Annotated in this window: 12 protein-coding genes; all 12 read left to right on the top strand. The window is 34.3% G+C overall.

Translation table 11 applies throughout. The features are described from left to right. Positions 1-66 precede the first annotated feature (66 nt). The 12 genes from rfbA (at position 67) to ACO1XM_RS09570 (ending at position 12,462) form a co-directional block, all read left to right on the top strand. Positions 67-948: a glucose-1-phosphate thymidylyltransferase RfbA gene (gene rfbA, locus ACO1XM_RS09625; protein ID WP_486228296.1), complete on the top strand. Its 882-nt coding sequence runs from the start codon at positions 67-69 to the stop codon at positions 946-948. A 2-nt stretch (positions 949-950) separates the two neighbouring features. Next, the gene (rfbC, locus tag ACO1XM_RS09620; RefSeq protein WP_486228294.1) at positions 951-1,499 is read left to right on the top strand and encodes a dTDP-4-dehydrorhamnose 3,5-epimerase; all 549 of its coding nucleotides are present in this window, start codon (positions 951-953) and stop codon (positions 1,497-1,499) included. Beyond that, complete coding sequence (gene rfbD, locus ACO1XM_RS09615) at positions 1,496-2,368, top strand: dTDP-4-dehydrorhamnose reductase (RefSeq protein ID WP_486228292.1); 873 nt, start codon at positions 1,496-1,498, stop codon at positions 2,366-2,368. The genes rfbC and rfbD overlap by 4 nt, the downstream gene beginning before the upstream one ends. Further along, positions 2,365-3,384 (top strand): dTDP-glucose 4,6-dehydratase, encoded by a 1,020-nt coding sequence (rfbB, locus tag ACO1XM_RS09610; protein WP_486228290.1) that lies wholly within the window; start codon positions 2,365-2,367, stop codon positions 3,382-3,384. Before rfbD ends, rfbB begins: the two co-directional genes overlap by 4 nt. A gap of 39 nt (positions 3,385-3,423) precedes the next feature. After that, on the top strand, positions 3,424-4,911 hold the full coding sequence (locus ACO1XM_RS09605) for a lipopolysaccharide biosynthesis protein (RefSeq protein ID WP_486228288.1): 1,488 nt from the start codon (positions 3,424-3,426) through the stop codon (positions 4,909-4,911). After that, on the top strand, positions 4,908-6,047 hold the full coding sequence (locus tag ACO1XM_RS09600) for an NAD-dependent epimerase/dehydratase family protein (RefSeq protein ID WP_486228286.1): 1,140 nt from the start codon (positions 4,908-4,910) through the stop codon (positions 6,045-6,047). The genes ACO1XM_RS09605 and ACO1XM_RS09600 overlap by 4 nt, the downstream gene beginning before the upstream one ends. Positions 6,048-6,090: 43 nt before the next feature. Continuing rightward, positions 6,091-6,705, top strand: coding sequence for a DapH/DapD/GlmU-related protein (locus tag ACO1XM_RS09595; RefSeq protein WP_486228284.1), 615 nt, complete (start codon positions 6,091-6,093; stop codon positions 6,703-6,705). Further along, on the top strand, positions 6,689-7,756 hold the full coding sequence (locus ACO1XM_RS09590) for a glycosyltransferase family 4 protein (protein WP_486228282.1): 1,068 nt from the start codon (positions 6,689-6,691) through the stop codon (positions 7,754-7,756). Before ACO1XM_RS09595 ends, ACO1XM_RS09590 begins: the two co-directional genes overlap by 17 nt. A gap of 13 nt (positions 7,757-7,769) precedes the next feature. Continuing rightward, entirely contained in the window at positions 7,770-9,101 is a 1,332-nt protein-coding gene (locus ACO1XM_RS09585; protein ID WP_486228280.1) for an O-antigen ligase family protein, read from the top strand. Positions 9,102-9,121: 20 nt separating this feature from the next. Beyond that, positions 9,122-10,417 (top strand): O-antigen ligase family protein, encoded by a 1,296-nt coding sequence (locus ACO1XM_RS09580; RefSeq protein ID WP_486228278.1) that lies wholly within the window; start codon positions 9,122-9,124, stop codon positions 10,415-10,417. Then, a complete protein-coding gene (locus tag ACO1XM_RS09575) occupies positions 10,398-11,411 on the top strand; it encodes a WaaS/CpsH family glycosyltransferase (protein WP_486228276.1) in 1,014 nt (337 codons plus the stop codon). Before ACO1XM_RS09580 ends, ACO1XM_RS09575 begins: the two co-directional genes overlap by 20 nt. A gap of 76 nt (positions 11,412-11,487) precedes the next feature. Continuing rightward, entirely contained in the window at positions 11,488-12,462 is a 975-nt protein-coding gene (locus ACO1XM_RS09570) for an NAD-dependent epimerase/dehydratase family protein (RefSeq protein ID WP_486228274.1), read from the top strand. The last annotated feature ends 21 nt before the right edge of the window (positions 12,463-12,483 follow it).

Here is a 12,483-nt window from a genome sequence, read left to right as displayed (position 1 = left end):
TCATGAATGCTCACAATAAGTGATATAAATTTCAGTGTAAATAATTAAACCAACTATCTTTGCAAGATGAAGGGCATAATTTTAGCAGGTGGATCAGGCACAAGACTTTATCCATTAACCAAGGCAGTTTCCAAGCAAATTTTACCGATTTACGATAAACCAATGATTTATTACCCTCTATCGGTTTTGATGTTGGCAGATATTAAGGAGATTTTGATCATCTCAACACCTACAGATATCGGGTCGTTCCAAACATTGTTAGGAGATGGTGCTGACTTAGGTTTAAAATTGAGTTATAAAGTGCAGCCCTCACCCGATGGACTTGCTCAGGCCTTTTTGTTGGGAGAGGAATTCATTGGCAATGATTCTTGCTGCCTGGTGCTGGGTGATAACATTTTTTATGGTTACAATTTCTCGACATTATTGGAGGAATCCAGCAAATTAAAAGAGGGTGCTATCGTTTTTGGTTATTATGTAAATGATCCTGAGCGTTATGGCGTTGCTGAATTTGATGATAAAGGTAAGGTGCTCTCCATCGAAGAAAAGCCTAAACAACCTAAATCAAACTATGCGGTAACCGGTCTTTATTTCTATGATAACTCCGTTGTTAAAAAAGCTAAGCAAGTAAAGCCCTCACCGAGGGGAGAGCTGGAAATCACAGATTTAAATAAACTTTACTTAGAAGAGGGTTCGCTTCAGGTTAAATTATTGGGAAGAGGTATGGCATGGCTGGATACAGGGACTCACCATTCTATGTTACAAGCATCGAATTTTGTTGAATCGATAGAAGAACGACAAGGTCTTAAAATTGCTTGTCTTGAAGAGATAGCTTTTAGAAAAGGGTATATTTCTAAAGATAAATTACTCGACCTTGCAAAGCCCTTACTTAAAAACCAATATGGTCAATATTTAGTAAAGGTGGCAAACGAAAAGATGCTAATTAAATAACAATGAAGATAACACAAACTGGATTTCAAGATTTGTTATTACTAGAGCCTTCCATCTTTACCGATGAGAGAGGTTACTTCATGGAGTCTTATAATAAACAGACACTAGAGAATCTTGGCGTTAATCTAAATTTTGTTCAGGATAACCAGTCCTACTCACGAAAAGGTGTATTAAGAGGACTGCATTTTCAAAAAAATCCATACGGACAAACCAAGTTGGTAAGAGCCCTTGCTGGTACCATACTGGATGTTGTCGTTGATCTGCGTGCAAACCAACCTACCTACAAGAAAGTGTATATGGTTGAACTTTCAGGTGAAAATCAAAAGCAATTATTAGTGCCAATTGGTTTTGCTCACGCTTTCATCGTTTTGTCTGAAAACGCCTCGGTGCTTTACAAATGTGATAATTATTACAATAAATCAGCTGAAGGAGGATTGCACTTCAACGATCCTGAATTGAATATTGATTGGGGGCTTCCCAAAGATCAGCTTATCATCTCCACAAAGGATTTAGAGTTACCCTTTCTTACTAATTTAAATTATCAGTTTTGAGAAAGCCCGCGGTTTTAGTTACAGGTAGCAAAGGTCAGTTAGGTAGTGAGATTTCCTCAATTGCCTCTAACTATACCTCACTTTCATTTCTTTTTATTGACAAAGACGAAGTTGATATTTCAGATGAGGAGAAGCTTAATCAATACTTGACTCAATTTAAAATTGATTATATAATTAATTGTGCGGCCTATACAGCCGTTGACTTGGCAGAGACGGAACAAGAGCTATCTAAAAATGTTAATGAATTGGCGCCCTTTTTTCTTGCAAAATTTTGCAAGAAAAATAATGCACGACTCATCCACATTTCTACGGATTATGTTTTTGACGGTGAGTCGAACACACCTATAAATGAAAACGCAAACCCGAACCCATTGTCGGTATACGGAAGAACAAAGTTGGCCGGGGAAAAGCGAATACAAGAGTTGCTTTCCAATGCTTACATTTTCAGAACAGCATGGGTTTATTCTGTTTTTGGAAAAAATTTCGTTAAAACAATGCTTAATATTGGTAAGCAAACAGACCAGCTTAATGTAGTTGTGGATCAAATAGGCAGCCCCACAAATGCCCGGGATTTGGGTATAGCTATTTTGGCAGTTATAGAAAATATTGAGAAAGGAAATGATACTCCGGGGATTTATCATTATACAAATGAAGGAGTAACATCCTGGTATGATTTTGCAACGGCTATATTTGAGTTAGCGGGTATTAATTGCAAAGTAAATGCTATACCGAGCGTAGCTTACCCTACTCCCGCCAAAAGGCCGACCTTTTCAGTGCTGGATAAATCTAAAATAAAACAAACCTTTAAACTTGATATTCCTCATTGGCGGGTTAGCCTCTCTAAGACTTTAAAAGAATTAACTAAATGAAAACAATATTAGTGACAGGTGGAGCTGGATTTATTGGCTCAAATTTCGTTCCTTATTTCATTAGTAAATATGAGGACTACCATGTAGTAAATCTTGATCTTCTTACTTATGCAGGCGATCTTAAGAATCTGGCAGAGGTAGAAGCACATCCACGTTATACTTTTGTGAAAGGAGACATTTGTGACAGAGCTTTAGTGGAGTCGTTATTTGATAAATACAATTTTACAGGGGTCATTCACTTTGCAGCTGAATCGCATGTAGACAATTCAATTTCAGGACCTGAGGCATTTGTCAGGACAAATGTTTTTGGAACTTTTACCTTATTAGATGTCGCCAGAAAGAAATGGATGATAGAGCCATTTCGAGTTAATGATGGATACGAATCAAGTAGATTCTTGCATGTTTCTACAGATGAAGTATATGGTACCTTAGGAGAAACAGGTTTGTTTACGGAACACACACCTTATGCCCCTAACAGTCCTTACTCTGCTTCAAAAGCATCTAGTGACATGTTGGTAAGAAGTTATTTTCATACATATGGTCTAAACGTTGTCACCACTAACTGTTCCAACAATTATGGACCAAAGCAACATAGGGAGAAATTGATCCCTACAATTATACGTAAAGCATTAGCAGGTGAACCAATTCCCATTTATGGCGATGGAAAAAATGTAAGAGATTGGTTATATGTTCTTGATCATGGTAAAGGAATTGACCTGGTTTTTCATAAGGGTAATAAAGGAGAAACATATAATATCGGTGGAAGAAACGAAAGAACCAATAATCAAATTGTATCAGCTATTTGTGAAATACTTGATAAAGAAAAACCAAGAACTGATAAAAGATCCTACAAAGAACAAATCAGCTTTGTTAAAGACAGGGCAGGTCATGACAGGCGCTACGCAATAGATGCAACAAAAATTGAAAAAGAATTAAATTGGCTTGCTGAAGAAAATTTTGAGAGCGGTATAATAAAGACTGTAAAATGGTATCTACTCCTTTTAAAATCCCAATAGTATAATAGTACTTCTCATTTCTCTGCTAATTTGTGAAACTTGAAAAAGAAAACTATATCCGTTAATGTTGTAAGCAGTGCTGCCCAGGTTGTTATAACGGGTTTAGTTTACTTTCTTCTATACAAGTTTTTAATTCTAAGTCTGGGTGTTGAAGTACTCGGTGTTTGGTCTGTAGTACTCTCAACTACATCTATGGCCAATCTTGCCAATGTGGGTATATCAACCTCCGTAGTCAGATTTGTTGCACTTTACTCTGAAGAAATTGATAATGAGAAAGTGAAAGATTTGATTTTTACAGCATTCCTTATCCTTCTTATTTTGTTTACGGCAATAGGGGTTTTTATCTTTTTCTTTTCAACCTTTCTTTTAAATCTTGTAATTGATGCAAAATATATTGATCAGGCACTTGAAATATTACCGTACTCAATTGGTTGTTTAATAGTTAATGCCATGGCTGGAGTATACGCTTCAACTCTAGATGGCGTACAAAAAAACTATGTTAGAAATATTATTTTTGCTTTGTCCTCTGTTTTATTTCTGCTACTTACCTACTTCCTTGTGCCGATACATGGTTTATTGGGAGTAGCCCTTGCCCAAGTTTATCAGTCCATATTTTTATTGGCTTCGTGCACCATAATGGTGATGACCTTCTTACCACATAACCCCCTTCAATGGAGGTGGAATCAATCTATTTTTAAAGATATATTCTCATATGGTTTAAAATTTCAATTCTCTTCTTTAATAGGAATGATAAACGATCCGTTAACAAAAATCCTGATTACCAGATTTAGTGGATTGGAGTTTACTGGTTACTACGAAATAGCAAGTAGAATAGCCTCGCAACTAAGGGCGGTTATAGTAAATGCAAATCAAAGCCTTACCCCTGTCATTGTAAAGATAGGCTTGAAATCAGAGGAAGGGTTGATTTTTTATAAGAGAACTTTTACTTATATTTTTATTGCTGCAGTTATTAGTATGACGTTCTTGTCAATATCAGGTCCAACGCTTTCAATTTTATTCATAGACAAAGTTGACCAATTATTTCTGGACTTAACTGTATTATTAGCTTTAGCCTCATGCATTAATTTGCTTACTGGCCCTGCTTACTATTCTTATGTTGCAAACGGGGATTTGAATAGTATTGTCTTTTACAATTTTTATCTTTGTATCACTAATGCAATCTTCGGTTTTGTACTTGGCTATTATTTTGAGGGCATTGGGGTAATCATCGGTTGGATATTGGGCTTAGTGATAAGCTCTGTGATTATGATTACCAGGTTTCATAGACAGTATGACATTAAATTTCCCGAAAATCTCCCATTAAGATATGTGGCCCTGATTCTAATGGCTGTTGTTATAGTGTATTGCTATAACCACACTTTTAACTCAGTAAGCGAAACAGGGCTCAACGCTAACATTATAAGGCTGTTGTTGTGGAGTACACTGTTTTCTTTCGGGGCATTATTTTTACTTAGCAAAGATCTAAAAACATTATTAAAAAAAACCGACATAAACTTTAAACCATGAAGAAAATTTTAATTACAGGAGGAGCTGGGTTCATAGGTTCATCCCTAGCTAAACTACTAATCGATAAAAATTATACTGTAACAGTACTAGATAATCTTTCACCGCAAATACATGGTCAAGATCCAGAAACTAGCTCACCTCTATATAATGCAATTAAGAATAAAGTGAGATTTATTAAGGGTTCAGTCACTAATCAAGCTGATCTGGAGTTAGCGATACAAGAACAAGATGTGATTGTTCATCTGGCTGCTGAAACCGGAACAGGACAATCAATGTATAAGATTAGACATTATACTGAAGTTAATATTGGAGGAACAGCACTATTGTTGGACATACTGACAAACACAAAACACTCTGTAAAGAAGATGATAATTGCATCTTCAAGATCAATTTATGGAGAAGGCCGATACTATTCCAAAGATCTTAACTCATTTGTTTATCCAGAGCATAGAGCAGATACTGATATGAAAAGAGGTGACTTCGAAGTAAAGTATCCTGGGTGTAAGACTCCGCTAGAATTGATCGCCACTGATGAAGAGTCTAAAATTCATCCCTCTTCAGTTTATGGTATCACTAAACAGAATCAGGAGCAAATGATTATGACTGTATGTCCAACTATCAATATTGCCCCTGTAGCATTTAGATATCAAAATGTGTACGGCCCTGGTCAGTCTTTAACAAATCCGTACACAGGTATACTATCTATATTTTCGTCCTTAATTAAGAATGAAAAGGAAATAAATATTTTTGAAGATGGTAAAGAAAGCAGAGATTTTGTATTCATAGATGATGTGATCGAAGCAACTTATCAGGGAATTGTTAGTGATGCTGCTAATGGAAACGTTTTTAATGTAGGCACTGGGGTGCCAACGGATGTTCTTACTGTGGCCAATACTTTAGTTAAATATTATGGTATAAATGTACCCATAAAAGTTTCTGGTAATTACAGGTTAGGAGATATTCGTCATAACTTCGCAGATTTGTCAAAAATTAATAAGTATTTGAATTTTAGTCCAAAGTATTCATTTGATGAAGGAATAAAACTTTTTACTACTTGGGTAAACACACAAGAAGTAAAGCAAGGGAAATACGAAGAATCACTTAATGAGATGAAACAAAAAGGATTATTTAAGTAAGAAATCAAATTCCATTAATTTTAAATTGGTTAAAGCGATTAAAATGTTCGACTTATATAGAAGATATGGGTTTTGGGGGTTACTTAAACTTATAAGGAGTAAAATTTATACGATTTTGTTCTACCCTAAAGCAAGGTTAATCAGGCTTCCGGTGGACATAAGAAACTCCAATAACATAGATTTTGGAACGGAATTAACCACAGGGCCTCATTGCAGAATAGAGGCACACCCATCAAATAAAGGAGACACAAGAAAGCTACTTAAGTTTGGTAACAATGTTCAGATAAACGATTTTGTGCACATTGTTGCAATAGAGTCCGTTACTATTGGTAACAATGTGCTGATAGCAAGTAAGATATTCATATCTGATTCAAATCATGGTGATTATAATGGCGCTCAACAATCTTCTCCACTTGAAGCCCCTTCTGAAAGAAAGCTTAATTCTAAACCAGTTGTAATTGAGGATAATGTTTGGTTGGGCGAGTTTGTAACAGTTCTTCAGGGAGTAACTATAGGCAAAGGATCTGTTATCGGTGCGATGAGTGTAGTTTCACGAGATGTTCCTCCATTCTGCATTGCCGTTGGTAGCCCTGCTAAGGTAATTAAAAAGTTTAACTTCGAAACAAAGCGTTGGGAAAAGTATGAAGCTGATACTTGATAACATTATTTTTTATTTACAGAAATCCGGTGGTGGATCTGTTTATTGGTCAGAGAATATAATAAGGGTTGACAAAATGCCCTTAGATATTAATTACTGTGAACCCAAAAATGAATTCAACAACATCTTCTACACTGACATTCAAAAGAACTTAAAGCATTCAACAATTAAAGAAAACTATAGTGCTAAGATCTTATCATTTTTACCATTTACAAAAAGACTTGGCACAAAATATATATTCCATTCCAGTTATTACAGAATTTCTAGGGAAAAAAATGCAATTAACATTGTAACGATTCACGACTTTATGCCTGAACTTTTTTTTAAGGGCGTGAAAAGAATGGTACATGCCTTTAGAAAGAAAGTTGCTATTAAAAAAGCAGATGCAATTATTTGTGTTTCTGAAAATACTAAAAGGGATTTGCTAAAATTTTACCCTGAAGTAGGTATAAAATCAATTAAGACGATTCATTTGGGTATAGCAAATGATTTTAAACAACTTACGCACAGTGTATCTAAATACGAACATTTAGGAAAGTTTATCTTATTTGTTGGTCGAAGAGGACACTACAAAAATTTTAGCTTCGCAATATCTGTTATGAAAAAGCTTCCCCAATATCAATTAGTCGTTGTGGGTGAAGAATTTTCTGAAGAGGAGAGTGATTTATTAAAACAGATGTCCAATAAGGTAACCCTCATACCTAATCCCAGCAATGAGACACTAAATTTACTTTATAATTGTGCTTTTTGTCTATTATATCCATCGTCTTATGAAGGATTTGGCATACCAGTTATAGAAGCTATGCGTTGTGGTTGCCCTATTGTTGCTTTTAACGCCAGCTCCATACCAGAGATAGCAGGCGATGCCGGAATTTTGATAGACTCATTAGATGCCGTGGATTTTTCAAAGGCTATCATTGACCTTGAGGACACTTTGTATAGAAATTCAGTAATCCAAAAAGGAATAGAAAACTCATTACGGTTTAACTGGGACGCATCTACAGCCTCTCTCGTTTCATTTTATGAAACTATATGGAACGAAATAAACTAAAGTTACTTTACCAGTGAATAGCACCATCCAAAATATAAGTGCAGAATCGTCAGTGATTAATAAGATAGGTCTATTCTTTATTTTGTTAGATAATGTCTATGTACCAATTGATGTAGGATTTGATTTCAGGGTTCAGTATTTGTTATACACATTGTTTGTTTTATTTTATATAACCTATTACAGAAAAGTAAAACTTAGCGCTGAAACCTTTATTCAAATAGTAACATTATTTTTCTTACTGGCTTCGATCCCTATTATTAAAGGTGGAGGTTATGTCCCATTCGTAAAACAGTCAGTATTGATCTTCTTTAATTTAATCTTTGCTTTTCTATTAATTAATGCTTACCGATTCGATATAAGAAAACTATTTCTTGATTACATTGACTTAATTTTTATAGCCTCTGTTGTTGGGGCCGTACAGATGATTTCCCTAGTTATAGGTTTTAAATATGGGGCTGATTTTTCTTATCTCGGATTTGATATGTTCACCTTCAGGATGTACAACTGGAAAATTCAATCTTGGTTTCAGGAGCCATCCTTTTTGGCGTACGCATTTATGCCTGTAATTTTTGTTTGTGTAGCACGCCTGTTTAGCATTACAAATATAATCTCCAGAGGTAAGGCCGTTTTTATTATTTCAGTCCTAATACTTTCTCTTTCTTCTGTTGGTTTAGTTGGCCTATTAATTTGCCTTATAATAGTTATTAATGCGAAATACCCGATTTTCAGAAAACCACATATAGCGACTATACTCTTTGCTGTTGTTGTACTAACTAGTTGGATGTTTTATTCTATACCACAGGTCAAGCCCAGAATCGATGACTCTGCAAAGCTTTTCTTTGATAATCAGATAACAAAAGACGATATAAATAAAGCTAACCTAAGCACCTATGCATTATTCACCAATTTTAGAGTAACCGTTGCGTCCTTTATTGATAATCCTATGGTTGGCACAGGTTTGGGTACTTATGAATCAAACTATGACACTTACATAACTGAGGTTATACCCAAGGGTGATGTGCGAAAAAAATATGAAATGAATAAGAAGGATGCTAACAGTATGCTTCTCAGACTAATATCAGAGGTTGGGCTTTTGGGACTCTTTTTATTAGGTTTATTTTTGGTTAAGAATCGAATTTCAATTAATCTGAAGCGGTCCGAGTATTTTCAAGTCGAATATTGGATGATTAACAATGGAATTTTGGTATTATTCTTTACAAGACTATTAAGACAAGGTCATTATACAATGTTAGGGTTTGCAGTGTTTGTTATATTGTATGTATTATCAAAAACAGAATCTGATAAATTGAGTAAATCAAAGTTGACTGTAAATGTTATAGATTAAAATATTTTATAGGTTTTAAAATGCAAAAATTAACAACTTGGGTTAAAGAGTCGCTAAGGTTAAGAGAGCTTTCAAATCTGCTCCTTATTCTTATTGCAGGATTTCCTGTCTATAAATCAGGAGTGACAACAACACTTCTTATTCTCTTTTCAATTTTATCTATATATAACTGGTTCGTTTCGGACAGACATGGAATAAACCCTTTTAATGTTATTAGGTTAAAATACTTCTTTATCACACTAGGATTTTATTTCGCAATGGTATTTAGCTTAACCTACTCTAGTAATACTAATGCAGGCTTGTCACTAATAATACGAACACTGCCTATTCTAATTTTCCCCTTAACCCTTTTTTTTTTCACAGATAAAATCTCAAATCAATTATTTAATAGGATTCTTTATGCATTCCTTTCTGGATGTTTAATTTATCTTTTTTACCTGCATTGCGAATTCTATAGTGCTGGCTTATATACAGAGTTTAGACCCGCTCAATTTTATGATTTACCATTTAGAGATGTAATATTGAATTTAGAATATGCGCCCACTCATCCTACCTATGCTTCAATTTGGTTTTTATTTGCTGCACTGTTTTTGATTACTAAGCTTTTGAAAAGACTAGAATTTAGTGTTACAAATGTTATATATCTGCTTATTATTACGTTTTTGGTAATTTCTTCAGTTTTACTTTCCTCAAAGATCGCCATACTTGGCTTTTTCGCATCATTAGTAGTACTTATCTTATTCTATATAAAAGGCAGAACTATTAAGCTATTAACCTTTTCGGCAGTCACCGTGTTATTCCTGATTGCTATTTTTAATGTTTCCTTTCTTAAGTCAAGATTTATAGATGAGTATAATGCAACTGAATTAAAGCCACCAGTTGGATTAGCAACAAACTCCTTGAATATACGAGTAGGAATTTATCAGTGTGTGTTACAAATTTATCAGGACAACTGGCTTTTTGGTGTTGGTTTAGGTGATGTCCAGGATGAACTCAATAAATGTTATGAACAATTTGATACCAATGTTTATAAAGAGATTACATTTAATACTCATAATGAGTACCTAAACATTGGTATTTCATGTGGAGTATTAGGGTTGATTTTATTTTTGTTTATGCTCATATTCCATATAGTTGATTCTTTAAAGAATGGTAATTTAATATTCTTAGCTTTTCTAGTTGCACTTATCATTTGGCTCTTTCCAGAAAATTTACTAGTTAGACACCACGGCATTATCTTTTATTCACTTTTCAGCTCATTATTCATAAAACAAAATTTGCAAAACACTGAGAAATATGAATCAATTAGAAAATAAACGCATACTCCTTATTTCTGCTAAGTTTTTTGGCTATGAAGTAGAGATAAAGGAAAAGCTAAGTAAAATGGGTGCAATAGTTGATTATTTTGATCAGCGTCCCTCAAATTCATTTATTGCTAAGGTGTTGATTAGGATAAATAATAAATTATTGGCAAAAAAAATAGAGACCTATTATTTAGATATATTCGAGAGGACAAAGTCTAATCACTATGACTTTATTTTGTTCATTAGTCCTGAAACGATAACAAAAGACTTGCTTGTAAAACTTAAAGATTTACAACGAGGAGCCCAATTCCTCTTGTATATGTGGGATTCTTTCAGAAATAAAAGCAAATCAATTACCGAACTGATTCCACTCTTTGATTCAAGATTTTCGTTTGACAAGGATGATTGTAAAATTGAACAATTCGAACTTAAATACAGGCCTCTCTTTTTTTTGAATGATTACAGGCAAATAGATCTAGATCATAAAAGAAATTTTGATTTATTATTTATTGGCACCATTCATAGCGATCGATTCAAAATTCTAAGCAAAATTCGACATGAGGCCACTGGACTAACAAGTTTTTTTTACATGTATTTTCCAAGTAAACTTCTTTTCTACGCAAAGTTTTTCATGGACAGATCTTTTTGGAATTCAAAAAGAGCAGACTTTCAATTTTCACCACTCAGTAAAAGAGAAGTAGTTGATTATATTTCTAGTAGTAAAATTGTAATTGATATTCAACATCCTAACCAAAAGGGTCTTACTATGAGAACTATTGAGGTTCTAGGTGCAAGGCGTAAATTAATAACTACAAATGCCGACATTCTGAACTACGATTTCTATCATCCTGACAATATTTTACTAATTGACAGAGATAAGCCTAAACTTGATCTTGCATTTCTGCAAAGAACTCAATGCCAGTTGAGCGAATCCATATATGAAAAATACTCTATTGATGGCTGGATTCAAGATATATTTCTTAATGAAGAAGAGAAAGTTAATTAATCCATACTAAATTGCTAAGCAGTCTATTCTTTTTTAGAACATTAAGTGTAAAAAGGAAGACGTAAAAATCGATTTTATGAGAACATTACTTACCGGGGGATCAGGATTTATTGGAAGCCATTTCCACAATAAACTTGATAATAAAAATGTGATAAACCTTGATTTGAATGAACCACTGTTCCCAAACAGTTCTGAATTCATAAAGGGAGATATTCGTAAATTTGAAGATGTTGATAAAGCAATTGCTGGCAGGAATGTAACAAGGATTATTTCTCTTGCAGCAAAACATCATGATTTTGGAATTGGGCATGAAGAATATTTTGACACAAACGAAGCTGGTACGCAGGTGATTTGTGATGTTGCAACAAAATATGGTATAAAGGAGATTGTATTTTATTCCTCAGTTGCTGTTTATGGTAGTAGCGATGAAGTTTCAAATGAAGAGCAGGAGCCAATTCCTGATTCTTCTTATGGAAAGTCTAAACTTGCGGGTGAGAAAGTTCTCTATAAATGGATAATTGAGGATCCTTCGAGAAAGATTCTTATAATTCGACCTGCTCTAGTTTTTGGAGCCAATAACGTGGCAAATATGTTTAAGCTAATACGCCAGATAGATTCTGGTTTATATTTTCATATTGGAAAGGCTGATAATATAAAGTCCATTGCGTATGTTGAAAATTTGGTTAAAGCAACTCTTTTTCAGTCACAGGTACTTAAACCAGGAATTACAATTTTCAATTATGCTGACGAGCCTCAACTCACTTCAAGGGAAATTGCAGAAATAATTTCCGAAGGGTTACAAACAAAGATAAGGCTAAGTCTTCCAAGACCTTTGGCAATTATGATGGGGCTCCCATTTGATTTATTCATTTTCGTGACCGGTAAAAATCTATCAATATCTAGCGCAAGGATTAGAAAACTCAGCACTCAAACCCTTCACTCAGCAAAAAAAATATTTGGTACAGAGTTTAAACCAGATTATACCACCAAAGAAGGTTTACAAAAAATGGTTGAATGGTATAAACAAAACAGGCATTTAAAACCCCTTTAGTGTATTTACAGGGGGTGTTTT

Source organism: Chryseotalea sp. (assembly GCF_057350905.1).
Note: the sequence above shows the minus strand (reverse complement) of the source record. Positions and strands in the feature narration are given on the sequence as shown.

Bases quoted from the DNA above. Each gene is read 5' to 3' on its own strand.
- rfbA (WP_486228296.1), top strand. From the start codon at position 67: ATGAAGGGCATAATTTTAGCAGGTGGATCAGGCACAAGACTTTATCCA.
- rfbC (WP_486228294.1), top strand. From the start codon at position 951: ATGAAGATAACACAAACTGGATTTCAAGATTTGTTATTACTAGAGCCT.
- rfbB (WP_486228290.1), top strand. From the start codon at position 2,365: ATGAAAACAATATTAGTGACAGGTGGAGCTGGATTTATTGGCTCAAAT.
- ACO1XM_RS09600 (WP_486228286.1), top strand. From the start codon at position 4,908: ATGAAGAAAATTTTAATTACAGGAGGAGCTGGGTTCATAGGTTCATCC.
- ACO1XM_RS09595 (WP_486228284.1), top strand. From the start codon at position 6,091: ATGTTCGACTTATATAGAAGATATGGGTTTTGGGGGTTACTTAAACTT.
- ACO1XM_RS09590 (WP_486228282.1), top strand. From the start codon at position 6,689: ATGAAGCTGATACTTGATAACATTATTTTTTATTTACAGAAATCCGGT.
- ACO1XM_RS09580 (WP_486228278.1), top strand. From the start codon at position 9,122: ATGCAAAAATTAACAACTTGGGTTAAAGAGTCGCTAAGGTTAAGAGAG.
- ACO1XM_RS09575 (WP_486228276.1), top strand. From the start codon at position 10,398: ATGAATCAATTAGAAAATAAACGCATACTCCTTATTTCTGCTAAGTTT.
- ACO1XM_RS09570 (WP_486228274.1), top strand. From the start codon at position 11,488: ATGAGAACATTACTTACCGGGGGATCAGGATTTATTGGAAGCCATTTC.